This is a genomic window from Neisseria sp. P0007.S010 (assembly GCF_051962875.1).
GTDB lineage: Bacteria > Pseudomonadota > Gammaproteobacteria > Burkholderiales > Neisseriaceae > Neisseria > Neisseria subflava_A.
In genome coordinates this window covers 55,642-72,399 of the sequence record NZ_JBQCUX010000002.1, presented here as the reverse complement: position 1 = coordinate 72,399, position 16,758 = coordinate 55,642, and the positions used below count along the sequence as shown (strand labels likewise).

16 protein-coding genes and 1 pseudogene are annotated in these 16,758 nt (G+C 49.4%); 12 read left to right on the top strand and 5 right to left on the bottom strand.

The window, feature by feature from the left end; all coding sequences use genetic code 11:
- Nucleotides 1–82 precede the first annotated feature (82 nt).
- Nucleotides 83–775 (bottom strand): VIT1/CCC1 transporter family protein, encoded by a 693-nt coding sequence (locus tag ACTHR7_RS01795; protein WP_293207060.1) that lies wholly within the window; start codon nt 773–775, stop codon nt 83–85.
- Between the two features lie 298 nt (nt 776–1,073).
- Here ACTHR7_RS01795 and ACTHR7_RS01790 point away from each other — a divergent pair, with 298 nt between their 5' ends.
- The 4 genes from ACTHR7_RS01790 to ACTHR7_RS01775 all read left to right on the top strand — a co-directional run bounded on the left by ACTHR7_RS01790 (nt 1,074) and on the right by ACTHR7_RS01775 (nt 4,008).
- Entirely contained in the window at nt 1,074–1,220 is a 147-nt protein-coding gene (locus tag ACTHR7_RS01790; protein ID WP_164836719.1) for a hypothetical protein, read from the top strand.
- Between the two features lie 192 nt (nt 1,221–1,412).
- Complete coding sequence (locus ACTHR7_RS01785; RefSeq protein WP_107867224.1) at nt 1,413–1,613, top strand: hypothetical protein; 201 nt, start codon at nt 1,413–1,415, stop codon at nt 1,611–1,613.
- A gap of 89 nt (nt 1,614–1,702) precedes the next feature.
- Nucleotides 1,703–3,100, top strand: a complete 1,398-nt coding sequence (aspA, locus tag ACTHR7_RS01780; protein ID WP_440370220.1) for an aspartate ammonia-lyase — start codon at nt 1,703–1,705, stop codon at nt 3,098–3,100.
- A 245-nt stretch (nt 3,101–3,345) separates the two neighbouring features.
- The gene (locus ACTHR7_RS01775) at nt 3,346–4,008 is read left to right on the top strand and encodes an NAD(P)H-dependent oxidoreductase (RefSeq protein WP_070646137.1); all 663 of its coding nucleotides are present in this window, start codon (nt 3,346–3,348) and stop codon (nt 4,006–4,008) included.
- 180 nt (nt 4,009–4,188) lie between these two features.
- On the opposite strand, the gene ACTHR7_RS01770 is transcribed toward ACTHR7_RS01775, so the two are convergent.
- Nucleotides 4,189–6,390: a FepA family TonB-dependent siderophore receptor gene (locus ACTHR7_RS01770; RefSeq protein WP_070646140.1), complete on the bottom strand. Its 2,202-nt coding sequence runs from the start codon at nt 6,388–6,390 to the stop codon at nt 4,189–4,191.
- Between the two features lie 230 nt (nt 6,391–6,620).
- A complete protein-coding gene (locus ACTHR7_RS01765) occupies nt 6,621–6,839 on the bottom strand; it encodes a YdcH family protein (RefSeq protein ID WP_440370219.1) in 219 nt (72 codons plus the stop codon).
- Nucleotides 6,840–7,061: 222 nt separating this feature from the next.
- Here ACTHR7_RS01765 and ACTHR7_RS01760 point away from each other — a divergent pair, with 222 nt between their 5' ends.
- Together ACTHR7_RS01760 and glyA are read left to right on the top strand one after the other, a co-directional pair.
- Nucleotides 7,062–7,436 carry a hypothetical protein gene (locus tag ACTHR7_RS01760; protein ID WP_107768971.1) on the top strand — a complete coding sequence of 125 codons (375 nt, stop codon included), beginning with the start codon at nt 7,062–7,064 and terminating at the stop codon, nt 7,434–7,436.
- Nucleotides 7,437–7,569: 133 nt separating this feature from the next.
- Nucleotides 7,570–8,820 carry a serine hydroxymethyltransferase gene (gene glyA / locus ACTHR7_RS01755; RefSeq protein ID WP_049332446.1) on the top strand — a complete coding sequence of 417 codons (1,251 nt, stop codon included), beginning with the start codon at nt 7,570–7,572 and terminating at the stop codon, nt 8,818–8,820.
- Between the two features lie 70 nt (nt 8,821–8,890).
- Here glyA and ACTHR7_RS01750 read toward each other — a convergent pair whose 3' ends face one another.
- Together ACTHR7_RS01750 and yddG are read right to left on the bottom strand one after the other, a co-directional pair.
- Nucleotides 8,891–10,201 (bottom strand): sulfate adenylyltransferase subunit 1, encoded by a 1,311-nt coding sequence (locus ACTHR7_RS01750; RefSeq protein WP_440370218.1) that lies wholly within the window; start codon nt 10,199–10,201, stop codon nt 8,891–8,893.
- Between the two features lie 129 nt (nt 10,202–10,330).
- Nucleotides 10,331–11,245 carry an aromatic amino acid DMT transporter YddG gene (gene yddG / locus ACTHR7_RS01745; RefSeq protein ID WP_440370217.1) on the bottom strand — a complete coding sequence of 305 codons (915 nt, stop codon included), beginning with the start codon at nt 11,243–11,245 and terminating at the stop codon, nt 10,331–10,333.
- 182 nt (nt 11,246–11,427) lie between these two features.
- On the opposite strand from yddG, the pseudogene ACTHR7_RS01740 reads away from it, so the two are divergent.
- The 6 genes and pseudogenes from ACTHR7_RS01740 to ACTHR7_RS01715 all read left to right on the top strand — a co-directional run bounded on the left by ACTHR7_RS01740 (nt 11,428) and on the right by ACTHR7_RS01715 (nt 16,685).
- Nucleotides 11,428–11,853, top strand: a pseudogene (locus ACTHR7_RS01740) (MarR family winged helix-turn-helix transcriptional regulator).
- A gap of 11 nt (nt 11,854–11,864) precedes the next feature.
- Nucleotides 11,865–12,734, top strand: a complete 870-nt coding sequence (locus tag ACTHR7_RS01735; protein WP_285071087.1) for an ABC transporter six-transmembrane domain-containing protein — start codon at nt 11,865–11,867, stop codon at nt 12,732–12,734.
- A gap of 27 nt (nt 12,735–12,761) precedes the next feature.
- Nucleotides 12,762–13,085 carry a DMT family transporter gene (locus ACTHR7_RS01730; RefSeq protein ID WP_070646415.1) on the top strand — a complete coding sequence of 108 codons (324 nt, stop codon included), beginning with the start codon at nt 12,762–12,764 and terminating at the stop codon, nt 13,083–13,085.
- Between the two features lie 190 nt (nt 13,086–13,275).
- Nucleotides 13,276–15,066 (top strand): assimilatory sulfite reductase (NADPH) flavoprotein subunit, encoded by a 1,791-nt coding sequence (locus ACTHR7_RS01725; RefSeq protein WP_440370216.1) that lies wholly within the window; start codon nt 13,276–13,278, stop codon nt 15,064–15,066.
- Nucleotides 15,067–15,515: 449 nt separating this feature from the next.
- Nucleotides 15,516–16,022 (top strand): hypothetical protein, encoded by a 507-nt coding sequence (locus ACTHR7_RS01720; RefSeq protein WP_070585586.1) that lies wholly within the window; start codon nt 15,516–15,518, stop codon nt 16,020–16,022.
- Between the two features lie 90 nt (nt 16,023–16,112).
- Entirely contained in the window at nt 16,113–16,685 is a 573-nt protein-coding gene (locus tag ACTHR7_RS01715) for a membrane protein (RefSeq protein ID WP_049332431.1), read from the top strand.
- The last annotated feature ends 73 nt before the right edge of the window (nt 16,686–16,758 follow it).

Sequence of the window (16,758 nt, the reverse complement as noted above, 5' to 3'; positions counted from 1 at the left end):
AAAATTTTCAGACGGCCTTTAGCGATCAAATAGATTTTCAATTTTACTGGATACAGGTTTAAAAGAATATAAGGCCTTACAATCAGACGGCCACGCCTGCCAGTTTTCCAATAAATCCGGTTATCACCAATGCCGCAACGCCCCATAGGCACACGCGCAAAACGGCGGGAATGACAGGCGCGCCGCCGAGTTTGGCGGAAACATAGCCCAGTCCGGCCAGTCCGCACAAAGTGGAAACTACCAAGGCCGGAACAATGGCACTAGAAGCTGTCAATGCGACCAGTAAAGGCAAAATCGCGCCGGCACAAAATGAAGCGGCAGAAGCCAGCGCGGCCTGCATGGGTTGGGCGGCAGAGGTTTCGGTAATGCCGATTTCGTCACGCGCGTGGGCTGCGAGCGCATCGTGTTCCATCAAGGCTTTGGCCACCTCTGCGGCGAGCGGGTCGGACAAACCGCGGCGGCGGTAAATTTCCGTCAGCTCTTCCAACTCTGCGTCAGGATTATTTGCCAATTCGTAGCATTCTTTGTGTAAATCGGCTTTTTCCGTATCCGATTGGCTGGACACGGAAACGTACTCCCCTGCAGCCATTGACACTGCGCCCCCGATAAGCGCCGAAACGCCCGTCAACAGCAGGGTTTGGAAATCTGGCGCGGCAGCGGCTACGCCTGTCAACAGCGAGGCAGTGGAAATCAGGCCGTCATTGGCACCCAATACGCTTGCCCGAAGCCAGTTGTTGCGGTCGCTGAAATGGCGTTCGCTGTGGTATGAATACATATATGCTCCGATAAATTGGCTGTTTCCAGATGATGATAACATTGTATTGTTTTTTGAAATCCATGTCAGTTTATCCCTTCAAATCAAGCATTCTTAAATCTTTCTACTGCCATTTCAAACCATAAAAACCAACACTCCTCTTTGGATTTTTTCAGACGGCCTTAAAGCTTTTATAAGCAAATTTATTGTTCCAAGTCATGGCATTATCACAAGGCAGTTTTGTGCTGCTTGGTTTATTGGCTTAAAGATGCTATCTTTATGAATCTTTCCACTCCTCAATCCATTGAAAGGATGTATCATGTCCGAAGAAAACAAAATCAAAGTAAACGATTTGCCTGAAGATAAAAAAGAGCAAACCGAAGAAACCGAGCTGCCCGTTATCAACAACGAAGAAAAACGCGGCGGTCATGGCGAAGGCGGTTGCTGCGGCGCGTGCGGCGGCTAAATCTTCCCGACAAAGCCTCCGAGGCCGTCTGAAAAGTCTTACTTTTCAGACGGCCTTTTCCTTTCTAAACAATTACAGGTAAATCAATGAAAGGATGCGGGAGAAGAATTTAAACCCAACCGCGTTTGTGCTACATTCACATCTTTACAAACCACAACAATCTGCCCCCGCAGACACACAAGGAAGAAAAAAATGTTTTGGTATATCGTTGGTTTTTTCGCCTTCATCGTTTCCCTGCTTTCCCTTTGGGTCAATGCCAGCGCATTCGGCATGGAAGAGGATGGCACGCCGCAATCCGAATATGAAAAAATGTTGGGCTTGGGTGCGAAGCTGAAAGATAAAGAGACAGCCGCAAAAGAGCGTGAAGCAGCGCGCCTTCATCCTGACGATTAAGCCTTATAGACTGGACAATCTTGCCGAACTGGGCTAATGTTCCAAACGCATAATGCACACCAACACAACTATACGAGAAGGTAAGAGAAATGACTGTACGAATCGAACACGATTTATTGGGCGACCGCGAAATCCCCGCCGATGTTTATTGGGGCATCCATACTTTGCGCGCCATTGAAAACTTTAAAATTTCCACGCAAAAAATTTCCGACGTACCGCAATTTGTCCGCAGCATGGTCATGGTTAAAAAAGCCACCGCGCAAGCCAACGGCGCATTGGGTGCCATCAAGCCAGAAATCGCGGCCGCCATCGAAAAAGCCTGCGATGAAGTATTGGTCAAAGGCCGCTGCCTCGACCAATTCCCGTCCGATGTTTATCAAGGCGGCGCCGGTACTTCGGTCAACATGAATACCAACGAAGTCATTGCCAACCTCGCATTGGAAGTCTTGGGTCACGAAAAAGGCCACTACGACATCGTCAATCCGATGGACCATGTCAACGCTAGCCAATCCACCAACGACGCCTACCCTACCGGCTTCCGCCTTGCCGTGTATTACAGTATCGGCGAATTGCTCGACAAACTGGCTATCCTGAAAAACGCCTTTGCCGCCAAAGCCGAAGAATTTAAAGATGTTTTGAAAATGGGCCGCACCCAGCTTCAAGATGCCGTGCCGATGACTGCCGGACAAGAGTTCCAATCTTTCCAAGTGTTGCTGGAAGAAGAAATCCTCAACCTCGACCGTACCCGCTCCCTGCTGCTTGAAGTCAACCTCGGCGCCACCGCCATCGGTACCGGCGTGAATACGCCTAAAGGCTATGCGGCTTTGGTTGTTGAGAAACTCTCCGAAGTCAGCGGCCTGCCTTGCAAACTGACTGAAAACCTGATCGAAGCGACCTCCGACTGCGGCGCATATGTGATGGTACACGGCGCATTGAAACGCACAGCCGTCAAACTGTCCAAAATCTGTAACGACTTGCGCCTGCTCTCTTCTGGTCCGCGCGCCGGTTTGAAAGAAATCAATCTGCCTGAATTGCAAGCCGGTTCTTCCATCATGCCTGCCAAAGTCAATCCCGTGATTCCCGAAGTCGTCAACCAAGTCTGCTTCAAAGTCATCGGCAACGACACGACCATCACTTTTGCAGCCGAAGCAGGTCAGTTGCAGCTGAACGTTATGGAGCCGGTCATCGCCCAATGTATGTTTGAAACCATTTCCCTCTTAGGCAACGCCGCGGTCAACCTGTCCGACAAATGCGTCAAAGGCATTACGGTCAACCGCGAAATCTGCGAACACTACGTCTTCAACTCCATCGGTTTGGTCACTTATCTGAACCCATACATCGGCCACCGCAATGGCGACTTGGTCGGCAAAATCTGCGCCCAAACCGGCAAAGGCGTGCGCGAAGTCGTACTGGAGCACGGTCTGTTGAGCGAAGAAGAGCTCAACCGCATCCTCTCCCCGGAAAACCTGATTAATCCTCATCTGTAATTAAGATTTGAAATCAAAGGCCGTCTGAAACTTTAAACGTTTAAAGTTTCAGACGGCCTTTTCGTATTTATATTGATTTTTATCGAATTTTTTTGCGAAATTCAGAATTAAAAGATAGCCTAGCCGTTAGGTTTGATTTAACATGGTGTTGCCCCAGCCTGTTTCTTCCTTAAGGTTATGCCGGTAATGATGCCTCAAAAGGAACCGGATATTGGAATAACATCTTCATTTATTAGGAAAACCAGATGAATCAAATTACACGCGAACAAATGCTGCAAGTATTCGAAAATCGCTGCTCCACCCGTTATTACGATCCCAACAAAAAAATCAGCCAAGAAGATTTTGCAGCGATTTTAGAATTTGCCCGCCTCTCGCCCAGCTCTGTCGGCTCCGAACCATGGAAATTCTTGGTGATTCAAAACAAAGCCCTGCGTGAGAAAATCAAGCCTTTCAGCTGGGGGATGCAATCCCAACTGGACGACTGCAGCCATCTGGTGATTATCCTTGCCAAGAAAAATGCCCGTTACGACACCCCGTTCTTCCGCAGCGTTGCCGAACGCAGGGGCCTGCAAGGAGAGCAACTGGAAAAAGCGTTGGCAAGATACAAAAGTTTCCAAGAAACCGACATTAAAATTGCCGACGACCAACGCGCACTCTTCGACTGGAGCGGCAAACAGACCTATATTGCTTTAGCCAATATGCTCACAGGCGCAGCGGCCATCGGCATCGATTCCTGCCCAATCGAAGGCTTCAACTACGATAAAATGAACGAAGTATTGGCGGCAGAAGGCCTGTTTGATGCCAATGAATGGGGCGTATCCGTAGCGGCAACATTCGGCTATCGTGCCAAAGAAATCACCAAAAAATCACGCAAACCGATTGAAGAAATGGTGACTTGGGTCGAATAAATCTTTTAGATTCATAGGGTGGCAAATGCCGCCTTTTTACTTTTCTAAAAAAGTGAAGCAAATTCCGTAACAACAAATAATTCTAAATTTAAAATCAAAAAGGCCGTCTGAAACCATGTGTCAGAAATCCTAGATTTCATTTCACACCGTTTCAGACGGCCTGATTTAATACGCTTCTACTTAAAACGATACTTTCAAACTGCCGTAGAAGGCACGGCCATGCTCGTTGTAAGTTTGTGCGCCGGCAGTTGTGCGGTACAGTTTTTTGTCAAACAGATTGCTGATACCGCCACGGACGGCCACGCGTTTGTTCCAGTTATAGCCTGCATTGATGCCCCAAATGCCGTAAGAGCCGACTTGGGTTTGGCTGTGTTCGGAAGACAACGCCGCTACGCCTGCACGCGGATTGCCGTTTTGCTCCAAACGGTTGACTGCCACGCTGCGCGGCTTGGTGCGGCCGTAGTGGGTAAAGGTCAGATTGGCATCGAAGCGTTCGTTCGGCGTCCAAGACAGTGTGCTGTTGATGGTGTGTTTCGGCACTAAAGACAATGGATTGCCTTGATAATCTTCGGATTTGTGCATGTAAGTGAAATTGTTGCTCCACTTGAGTGTGTCATGCAACGGAATCACCAAGTTGCCTTCGATACCCGAAATCGTCGCTTTCGGCGTATTTTCCCATTGCAGGAGCCAGTTGCCGATATTGCTGGTGGCAATAAGCTGGTCGCCGATCACGATTTTATTGCGGTACGCATTATGGAAATAAGTCGCGGAAGCCTGCCAGCCGTTTTTGTTGAACTCAAGGCCAATCTCTTTATTGATGCTGGTTTCAGGTTTCAAATTGCCATTGCCCATGTAGTAGCAGCGGACACTGTTCGGCGCATTGAGCGGACAGCCCTGACCGCGTGTGTACAGGATAAAGTCAGGATTGGTTTGATACAAATTTGGCGCTTTGTACGCACGGGCAACACCGCCTTTGACCAACCAGTTTTCGCCGATTTGATGTGAGAAGTTCAAAGCCGGACTCCAGTTGCTGCCGCTGTCGCTGTTGTGGTCGAAACGGATAGCCGGAATCAGATGGGTTTTGTCGGTCAATGAAATATTGTCTTCAACGTATGCCGCCCAGTTGCGTTGAGATGCCTTACCACCGCGCGTTGCGGAGATGCCGTTAAACGCATCGGTTTTGCCTTGGTCTTTAAATCCCTGAGTATTGGAGGCAGGATCGTCCAATTTGCTGTCAGTAAATTCTGCACCAACCGTCAACACGTTATCGACACCAAGTTTGAACGGAATATTCGCTTCGCTGCTGAAGCGCAGGTTTTTCAGACGGCTTTGAACAAAATCCAAGCCTGTATAGCTGCCTTCCGGACCACCGGCCAAACCTTCAGGCAAGTGGCTGTTGATTGTGCGCTCATAACTGATCACGTTTTTAGTATCGCCCCATTCCCATGCGCCGTCATGGGTTAAAGAATAAGCGGAACGGTATAAGCGGGCAGTTTCGGCTTTGCTGTCGGCCAAAGAATTAACCAAAGCAGAACGCGGATTGCTGTTTTGCGTATCGCCGTTGTAGATATTGCCCTGACGGCTGTAACTGCTGTCCAAAATCAGCGTTTGCGCTGGGCTGATTTTCCATTGCAGACGGCCTGCAATGTCTTTATTGCGTACGCCTTCGACACCGGCCGCGCTGTCATTGCCGTGTCCGGCATTAATATCGGCAGCATCTGTATCCGTTTTATTCAAATTGCCGTAAACGCGGAAGCCCAAAGTATCTTGGATAATCGGGCCGCTCAAATTAAAGCCGATACGGCGGGTTGCGCCCTCATTGCTGTCTTGCGGCTGATTGGCATACAGATTGACTTGGCCTTTAAATTCTTTAGACACTTTTTTGGTAACAATATTGACCACGCCACCCATCGCGCCAGAGCCGTAACGGGTCGCCGCCGGACCGCGCAAAACAGTAATCGATTCGATTTCTTCAACCGGCACCCAGTTACTGTCGCCACGCGTATTGCGTTCACCACGCATACTAATACGCTCGGATTGGCGCGAATTAACCGGCTTGCCGTCAATCAAAATCAATGTATTTTCAGGGCCCATACCGCGCAAGTCGATTTGGCGTTTGTTGCCACGCTGACCCGTCGCCGTATTGCCGGTCAGGTTAACGCCTGGCATAGTGCGGACAAATTCGGAAATATCATTGGCTGCAGGGCGTTTGTCGATGTCGTCTTTAGAAATACGCGATACACCGAGCGACTGTTGCAACTGCTTCTCGGCAGTAACGTAAACGGTATCGACTTCAGCCTGCTCAACTGCTTTCTCTTCAGCTGCGTGTGAGAATGCACTAATTAACGCCAAAGGCAAAATAGCGAGTGTGAATGTTTTCATTGCATTGTTTCTCTTGGTTTTGTTTGTTTAAAATCAAAATAAAAATTATTCGAGATTTTAAATAACCTTAACAGAGTTTTCAACGCAATTAAGAGTGATTTACAATTAAAAGTTAAATTGTGCTAATAAAAATAACAAATACCAAACAACTAAAAAGGCCGTCTGAACCGGCATGAAACGAAATCCAAGATTTCTATCATACCGTTCAGACGGCCTTATTCAATTTTTAATTATTTGCCTGCTACTTTTTGCAGAAGAGCATACAATTCGTCTTTGAGTTTGAGTTTGGCTTTTTTCAGCTCTTCAATCTCTTCGGCACCGCTGGTAACAGGGTTGTTAACCAAACCGGTGATTTTATCGTCCAGCTCATTGTGCTCGTCAAACAAACGGGCAAAGTGTGCATCTTCTTGTTTCAGTTTAGAAATCAAATCGCGATATTCTGGAAACATTTTGTTTTCCTCTCTTGTTAATTAAATAAAAAAGTACTGCTGTCAAAAACTAGGACGAATCAATCTTTAGCTTCATTATAACAAACACGGGCGTTTTATCCAGTCTTTTTTAAGTCGAAACTGTTTTACATCAAAATTAATAATATCAACATAAGTTAGTGCCAAAAATAGAAAGAAACGGCTTTATAGACGGCTTGCCGACTTGGGCATACAATCGGGCTTATGCGTTTACACAATGGCCGAACCACCCTATTCCGTCATATCAACGGCATGGACGGACAATTTATCCTGCTTGAAAACCATCCTTCATGGATGCCGGTCAATGATGCCGATTTCAACCATGCCGCCCCCTTGCCCGATGGTTTGGCCGTACACGAAGAATCGTTTTATCCATTTGAAAAAATAGATGCTGCCGAATCGGCAGACAATATCAAAATCTTCAGCGAAGAAGCTCTACGGCTGGAGAAAGAACGATTAAATGCAGTAGCCTTAGTAGAACTGGCAAAAAATCTTAAAGCCGCCCAAGCCGAAGCCGATTTGGCCGCGCTTTTGGAAAAAATGGATTTTCATTTAAAACAAGATGATATTTTCAAATAAACCCTTCAATCTCAGGCCGTCTGAAACCAAACACCCGACACAATTGTTGACAATGCAAGAAAAATAGTTCATCTTGAACCAATTCGCAGCACTCCATCCTATATTTTCAGCCCATCACAAAGGAATCGAGAACATGTTTTCAAAAAGCGTTACCCTCGCACAATATGACCCCGATTTGGCAGCAGCCATCGCCCAAGAAGACAAGCGCCAGCAAGACCACGTCGAGCTGATCGCCTCTGAAAACTACGTCAGCTGTGCCGTTATGGAAGCCCAAGGTTCGCAATTGACCAACAAATACGCCGAAGGCTATCCTGGCAAACGCTACTACGGTGGCTGCGAATACGTTGATATTGTCGAACAATTGGCGATTGATCGCGCTAAAGAGTTGTTTGGCGCAGAATATGTCAATGTCCAACCGCACTCCGGCTCCCAAGCCAACCAAGCTGTATACGCTTCTGTTTTGAAACCGGGCGACACCATTTTGGGCATGTCTCTGGCACATGGCGGCCACTTGACCCACGGCGCAAGCGTTAACATCTCCGGCAAACTCTACAACGCCATTACATATGGTTTGGATGAAAATGAAGTTCTCGATTATGCCGAAGTAGAACGCTTGGCTCTTGAACACAAACCCAAAATGATTGTGGCCGGTGCATCTGCCTACGCGTTGCAAATCGACTGGGCAAAATTCCGCGAAATCGCCGATAAAGTCGGTGCCTACCTCTTTGTCGACATGGCGCACTATGCCGGTCTGATTGCCGGCGGCGAATATCCTAACCCAGTGCCATTCTGCGATTTCGTCACCACCACCACCCACAAAACCCTACGCGGCCCTCGCGGCGGTGTAATCTTGTGCCGTGACAATACCCACGAAAAAGCGCTGAACTCTTCCATCTTCCCAAGCCTGCAAGGCGGTCCGTTGATGCACGTTATCGCCGCCAAAGCTGTAGCGTTTAAAGAAGCGTTGCAACCTGAGTTCAAACAATACGCAAAACAAGTGAAAATCAATGCTGCCGCTATGGCGGAAGAGTTGGTTAAACGTGGTTTGCGCATCGTTTCCGGCCGTACTGAAAGCCACGTTTTCCTCGTTGACCTGCAACCGATGAAAATCACCGGCAAAGCCGCCGAAGCCGCTTTGGGCAAAGCTCACATCACCGTCAACAAAAATGCCATCCCGAATGATCCGGAAAAACCATTCGTTACCTCCGGCATCCGCATCGGCTCCGCCGCCATGACTACACGCGGCTTTAACGAAGCCGACGCGCGCGTATTGGCAAACTTGGTTGCCGACGTATTGGCCAACCCTGAAGACGAAGCCAATCTCGCCAAAGTCCGCGAACAAGTGACTGCTTTGTGCGATAAATATCCGGTTTACGGCGCATAAACATTTCGCCTTGGATAAAATAACAGGCCGTCTGAAACATCAGACGGCCTTTTTTTATTGCAACTTTCTTTTAAATTTCAAAACTGTTTGTTTCGCTGACTTTGCGTATCATGCCAGCCGCAACAGTATGGTTGGTGGCTTCGTCAATCAAAATAAACGCGCCTTGAGCATGGTTGTCTTCGTATGCGGCAGCGGCAAGAGGCTGTTGGGTTTTGAAACTGACGCTGCCGATGTCGTTGAGCTTGAGCGTTTCGGCGGATTCGACGCGGCTGGGGGTGTTCACGTCCCAAACGTAGGCAATTTCGCTGATTTTTACGGGCGTGGTTTGGGTAGTGTGTTTCAGCAAATATTTGCGGCGCAGATTGAGCGGAATATCGTCAAACCAGCAAAGCGCGGCTTGAAATTGTTGTTCGGGAACAATGGCGCTGTCGGCTGAAACAATGCTGTTGCCGCGTGAAATATCGATGTCTGTATCCAAAACGACAGTCAACACTTCCCCTGCCTCGGCAGATTCTGTTTTACCGTTGGCATTGTAGATTTCAGCAACTTTGGCAACATGGCCGCTGGGCAAAACTTTAACTTCATCACCTACTTTCAGCCGGCCTGCTTCCAATCTGCCTTGATAACCGCGGAAATCGTCGCTACTGCTGCCGTCTTGGCGTGCCACGCGTTGTACGGGAAAGTGCGCAGCTTGGTCAGCGGCATTTTGACGGTTGACAGGCAGGCTTTCAAGCAAAGGCAAAAGCGGCAAACCTTGATACCACGGAGTTTGGCTGCTGGCATTGACGATATTATCGCCTTTTAATGCGCTGATGGGCAGGAAGTGGATTTGTGCCTTGAGGCCGATTTGTTCCGCCAGTTTGCGGTAGGCCTCGATAATGGCTTGATATTTGGCTTCGTCAAAGTCGAGCAGGTCGAGTTTGTTGACGGCGACAATGATGTTGGGGCAGCCCAAGAGTTTCAGAATCGCGCTGTGGCGTTTGGTTTGGGGCAGGAGGACAGGTTCGCCGCCTGAAAAATCAACGCGTGTGGCATCAACCAAAATAATGGCGGCATCGGCAGTCGATGCGCCGGTAACCATATTACGCGTGTATTGCTCATGTCCCGGCGTATCGGCAATGATGAATTTGCGTTTGGGGGTGGCGAAATAACGGTAGGCCACGTCAATGGTGATACCTTGTTCGCGCTCAGCGGCAAGGCCGTCTGTCAGGCTGGCAAAATCGGGGGTTTCGCCGTTTTCGGCAGCACGGTTGAGCTTGTCAATTTGGTCAGTCAGTAAGGTTTTGCTGTCGTAGAGCAGGCGGCCAATGAGGGTGGATTTGCCGTCATCGACACTACCGGCGGTAATGAAGCGTAAAAGCGGAGCGGAAGCTGCGGTCATGATTCTTTCCCATTTCTCGTGATTTCTCAAACTGACTGCTACTTTAAACAGGCCGTCTGAAAATGGGAAAGAATGTTTGGTTGTTAAAAAAGCTGTTTTCGTTATATCGCAAAGCTATAGGATGTTGCCTCACACCATCTGTTTTCTCCGGGTCGCCAACCAACACACAATCGATCCTAAGCACACCACTCCCGCCCCCTGCCAAAACGTCATGGACAAAGGCGCGCTAATCACAAACGATGACACCACCGCAGACAACACCGGAATAAAATAAGATGCGCCTGCCAATACAGTCAGATTGCCGCGTGAAATACCGATATTCCACACCGCATAGCCCAAACCCATGCAAGCTGCGGCGGCAACGGCATAGCTGAGCGATACGGAGTCAAAATTCAACGTATCCACGCCACTGAGAAAATACTCAATCCACAACAATATCGACACCAGCGCAAAGAAGAAGCCGACGCTGCTGCCTTCCGCCTTTACGCGCGCCGTCAGCGTGCAATATGCCGCCCAAAACACTGCGTCCGCAAATGCCATGATGTAGCCGCCGGGATTGGTGCGGACATTGTGGTAAATGCCGGAAATCGACAAGCCGACATCGCCGCCCAGTACAGTGGCAATCCCAAAAAACGACAGCACAAAGCCGATGACTATCCACCATTTTGACGGCTGTTTGTTGAAATATACCGCTCCGACGATGGTAAACGTCGGCCACAAATAATTGACCATGCCGATTTCCACCGCCTGTCTTGCGTTTTGCGCGAAACCAACCGACAACGACAAACACAATTCGCAACCGACAAAAAACACGCTTGCCCAAAACAGATAGCTGCGGTTGTAATTGCGCAGATGTGGCCGACCGAAAATCAGCCAAATCAACACAGTGGACAGGGTGTACATCATTGCCGCGCCGCCCACTGCCCCCATATGCAGGCTCAAAGAGCGTATCAGAGAAATGACGAAGCTCCACAAAGCAACGGCAAGCAACCCGATGGCAGTGGCTTGTTTGGAGGAGATGTTTTGAGATAAGAAATGAATCATGGCGTATGTGTTGAAGATGGTTTTATTAGGTTTATCGTAGTTTGAATATATTGTTTCTACATTAATTATTTTAACGGTTTCAAGGCCGTCTGAAAATGATTGTTTCAGACGGCCTTCTATTTGCAATTAGTCCTAAACATGACTATAATTCGCACCCAATTAGTCAATATTGAGACCAATTTATGAATCAGCTCGACCAACTCGGTATGCGCATCAGCCATATAGACAGCGCATTTGACCAATGGATTAAATAGCAAAACACCAACTACAATACCTTCGCCGTTCTCTACACCTTGGCTACCGAAGGCAGCCGCACTCAAAAATACATAGGCGAAGAATGGAGCCTGCCCAAGCAAACCGTTTCCGGCACATGCAAAACGCTGGCGGAACAAGGCTTGCTGACATTTCACGAAAGCGAACAAGACAAACGCGAACGTTTATTGTCGCTGACCGAGCAAGGCAAGGAATACGCCGCACCATTGGTGCAAAACATGCAGGAATTCAGCAAACGAATTTTTACCGCCTTCGGTGAAAAACGTGCAGTCCGACTGTTTGCCGATTTGGACGCATTGGCCGAATTAATGGCGCAAACCCTCAATACTAAATAAGGAGGGCAACCATGTGGAAAATGTTGAAACACATCGGTCAAACACACCGCCGCAAACTCATCACAACCTTCTCTCTCGTCGGCTTGGATAATCTGCTCTTGCTGGTATATCCCGTGTTTGGCGGCTGGGCGATTAATGCCGTTATGGAAGGCAACGTCTGGCAGGCAATGTTGTATGGTGTGGTGGTTTTATTAATGTGGATAATCGGAGCCGCCCGCCGAGCAGCCGATACGCGCACATTTACCCAAATCTATACCGAAATCGCCGTCCCCGTTGTATTGGAACAGCGCAAGCGAGAAGTACCGCATTCCGCCATTACCGCACGCGTTGCCCTATCGCGTGAGTTTGTCAGTTTTTTTGAAGAACACCTGCCCATCGCTGCTACTTCGCTGGTCTCCATCTTCGGTGCATGTATGATGTTGCTGATATTGGAATTTTGGGTGGGCGTATTGGCTGTCGCGATACTTGCCCTGTTTTTATGGTTGCTGCCGCGTTTTGCCGCCATCAGCGAAAACCTATATTTCCGTTTAAACAACCGGCTTGAACGCGACAATCACTTTATCCGCGACGGCAACGAACATCAGCTCTACCGCCACTACGGCTGGGTTGCCAAACTACGCGTGCTGATTTCCAACCGCGAAGCCTTAGGCTATCTCAGTATCGGCATAGCGATGAGCATATTGTTCGGCTTCGCCTTTATACACATGACACTTAAAGGCTATGGCAGTGCCGGCCATATCTATTCCGTCAGCACTTATTTATGGATGTTTGCAATGAGCTTGGACGATGTACCGCGCTTGGTCGAACAATACTCCAATTTAAAAGATATCGGACAACGCGTTGAACTCTCGGAAGAAAACAATCTTTCCAAGGCCGTCTGAAACCTTAACACACTATCAGGATATATTATGAGTTGGTTTTATTTAATCTTAGCCGGTATGCTGGAAATCGGCTGGCCATTGGGCTTAAAGCTGGCACAACAGGAAGGCTACCGCTGGCATGGCTTTGCCGCCGCTTTTGCCTGCATCGCCGGTAGCGGATACCTCCTTTACCTTGCCCAAAAAAGTATTCCGATGGGTACAGCCTACGCCGTCTGGACAGGCATAGGCGCGGCAGGGGCATTTTTAGTGGGAGTTGTATTTTTCAACGATGCCGCCAATATCGGCCGCTGGCTCGGCGCATTTCTCATCATCTCCGGCGTCGTAGTGATGAAACTCTCCAGCGGAAACTGAAAATCTCGTTTCTATCCAATCCAAGGCCGTCTGAATATGCTTGTTCAGACGGCCTAATACCTTCCCGAATATAACAAAATCATCTTAAATTAAAACCAAGCATTCTTTCCTTTTTTCAGACGGCCTGTTTAAAGTGGCGATTGTCCATTATTCAAACAATCGGTTATAGCCGTCCAACAAAGGAATCCAAATGAGCCAAGCCAATCCGCTTCCACCCGAATTCTCCGCCCAACTCTCCACACTATCCCCTACCCAACTTGCCTGGCTCTCCGGCTATTGCTGGGCGCAAAGCCAAGGCGTATCCGGAGCAGCAGCCGAACCATCTGCCCTGCAAACAGCCACTTCGACAGTCAGCCGCCGCGTATTAGTCCTCTCCGCCTCACAAACCGGCAATGCCCGCAGCGTTGCCGAATCCTTACACGCCAAACTTCAAGTCGCCGGCGTAGAAGCCCGCCTCAGCAGCGCAGGCGATTTCAAAAGCAAAACCCTGCCCGACGAAGACATCGTACTTTTGGTTACCTCCACCCAAGGCGAAGGCGAACCGCCCGAAGAAGCCCTGCCCCTGTACAAATTCATCTACGGCAAAAAGAAACCCGATCTCAGCAAACTGACTTTTGCCGTCTTGGGCCTTGGCGACTCCTCCTATCCCAACTTCTGCCAAGCAGGCAAAGACTTTGATGCCAAATTTGCCGAACTGGGTGCAGGCCGTCTGAACGATTTGGGCATTTGCGACTTAGAGTTTCAAGCCGCTGCCGACGCATGGATTGCTGCCGTCGTACCCAAAGTAGCCGAATTAACCGCCCAAGCAACAGCCCCTAGTACAACCGCCGCACCAAACAGCTCAGCAGCACCAAGCAACGGCACCGTGTACACCAAAGAAAACCCCTACACAGCCACCCTATCCGTGCGCCAAAAAATCACCTCGCGCGACGCGGAAAAAGACGTCGAACACATCGAAATCGACCTCAGCGGCTCAGGTCTGCATTATCAGGCAGGCGACGCGCTCGGCGTATGGCCGCTTAATGCCAGCGACCTCGTTCAAGAAATCCTCAACCTCAACCAACTGAACGGCAACGAAACCGTCCAACTTTCAGACGGCCGCAAAACCGACATCCGCACAGCACTGACCGAATCCGCAGACATTACCCAAAATACACCCGCCTTCGTCCAACAATACGCCGAATTAACAAACAACGAAAAACTCAAAACCATAGCCGCAGATAAAGCCCAACTGGACGCCTACCTCGCCTCCACACCGCCCGTCGGTGTATTTGCCGCCCATTCGCACTCAATAGACGCGCAAACCCTGTTCCAACTCTTCCGCCCACAAACTCCGCGCCTTTACTCCATCGCCTCCGCACAAGACGAAGTCGGCGAAGAAGTCCACCTTACCGTAGGCGTGGTCCGTTTCGACCACCACGACCACACCTACACCGGCGCAGCATCCGGCTACTTGGGCGAACGTCTCGAAGAAGGCAGCGAAATCCGCGTCTTTGTCGAACCCAACCCCAACTTCCGCCTGCCTCAAAACGGCGACACCCCCATCATCATGATCGGTGCAGGCACAGGTGTCGCCCCCTTCCGCTCCTTTATGCAACAACGCGCCGCCAATGGCGACAGCGGCAAAAACTGGCTCTTCTTCGGCAACCAACGCCTGGCCGACGACTTCCTCTACCAACTCGAATGGAGCGAATGGCGTAAAGACGGCCTCCTCACCCGCGCCGACCTCGCATGGAGCCGCCAAGGCGAACACAAAGTCTACGTCCAACACAAAATCGCCGAATGCGCCGCCGAAGTTTGGAACTGGCTGCAACAAGGCGCACACATCTACGTCTGCGGCGACGCCGCACGCATGGCGCGCGATGTCGAAAACGCCCTGATCGAAGTCATCGAAACCCAAGGCAAACTCAGCCGCGACGAAGCCGAAGACTATCTCAACGAACTGCGCGAAGACAAACGCTACCAACGCGACGTTTATTGATTGGATAAACAAAAATAAAGGCCGTCTGAAATTCAGTTTTCAGACGGCCTTTTTAAAGAGCCTGCTCGGATTGTTATCAATTCACCCGGTTTTGCATTATAATTGTGCAAATTTGACTCACTCGAAAGAAAATAAATTGGAAGGATTACAACAACTTGTAGATTTATTGGTGGGTTTTGTCGATTGGATATTGAAATTACTGGCATTCTTGTTTTAAACTACGTCTCATTCTTTTATACATTAAAGACGTATTTTCATCATGCAAACCGCGCAACGCTCTGCTACTTTCTTCTATTGGTACCACACAAACGTGCGGTACTTTTTTGCGCTTGTCTGAAACAGAACAAATTGAAAATACGCAAATTAGAGCCGCCTCATTTGAGCGGCTTTTTTTATACCCACCATGGCCGCTTAAATCCACCCATTTTTAAGAAATAAGGAATACAGCCATGACTGCCTCAACTAAAATCCACAGCCAAACCCAAATGTTACATACCTGCCGCATGGTCGTTGACAGCAACAGCCACCACAGCATGCTCAACATGCACACTTTGCCTGATTCGCCTGACAGCCTCATCAGCGAAGCCCTGATTCCGCAAGTGCGCACCATCGCGACTTTGATTGCCGCAGAGCGCCACGACTTCAATCAAAGCAGCCCCAGCCTTTTTACTGATGAAGCGGATTTCTTCGCAGCGCGTATTTTGGTTTTGGGCGTACGCCGTTTCCATTTGGATATTACCCTGCTGCCCATGCTCAAGACCGCCAACAAACGCGCCGAAGCTTTCGCCAAACGCCATCACGTGCCCTTCTCTCCCGCTGAAATGCAAATGTCCCTGCACACACGCCGCCCTGCCAACCTGCTGATTATCGAAACCGAACACGAAATGCCTGCACTGGGCAATCTGGCTGCCAACAGCCGTGCATTTGCAGCGCAACTTTCCAATATTATTTTGTAAAACCACTTGAAAAACAGGGAAATGGTTTAATATTAGGCAAACACACTCCGCCGAAATCTCGGCAAAGACAAACCTCTCTCAGGAAAAACAATGAAAAAACTGATTGCCTTAGCCGCCCTTTCCACTTTTGCCCTCGCTGCCTGCAAAGACAATACCCAAGCGCAGCTTGAGCAGCAGCAAAAACAAATCGAAGCATTGCAACAACAGTTGGCACAACAAAACGGCCAACAAGAAGACAATACGGTTTACCAGCTCACGCCTGAAGCCGTGAAAGACACCATTCCTGCCGAGGCACAAGCCAACGGCAACAACGGCCAACCGGTAACCGGTACAGACGGCCAACAATACATCTACGACCAATCCACCGGCAGCTGGCTGCTGCAAAGCTTGGTGGGTGCGGCAGCCGGTGCATTTATCGGCAACGCATTGGCCAACAAATTCACACAGGCACGCAATCAAAACAGCCCGATTGCCCGTCAAGCCCGTGCCAACTATTATCAAACCGCACGTCCAAACGGACGCACCAGCCAACAGCTGAATACGCGCACCCTGCGTGCCCAACAACAAAACGCTCAACAGCAACAGCGTTACCGCGAAACCGCACGTCAGCCTTCCAACTACCGCCGCCCAAGCATGGGGCGGGGCTTTGGCCGTCGTCGCTGATTCAGTTTATACCCCATCTTTGATATAAACTCGCACAATATAAAAGGCCGTCTGAAAATCAGATTTTCAGACG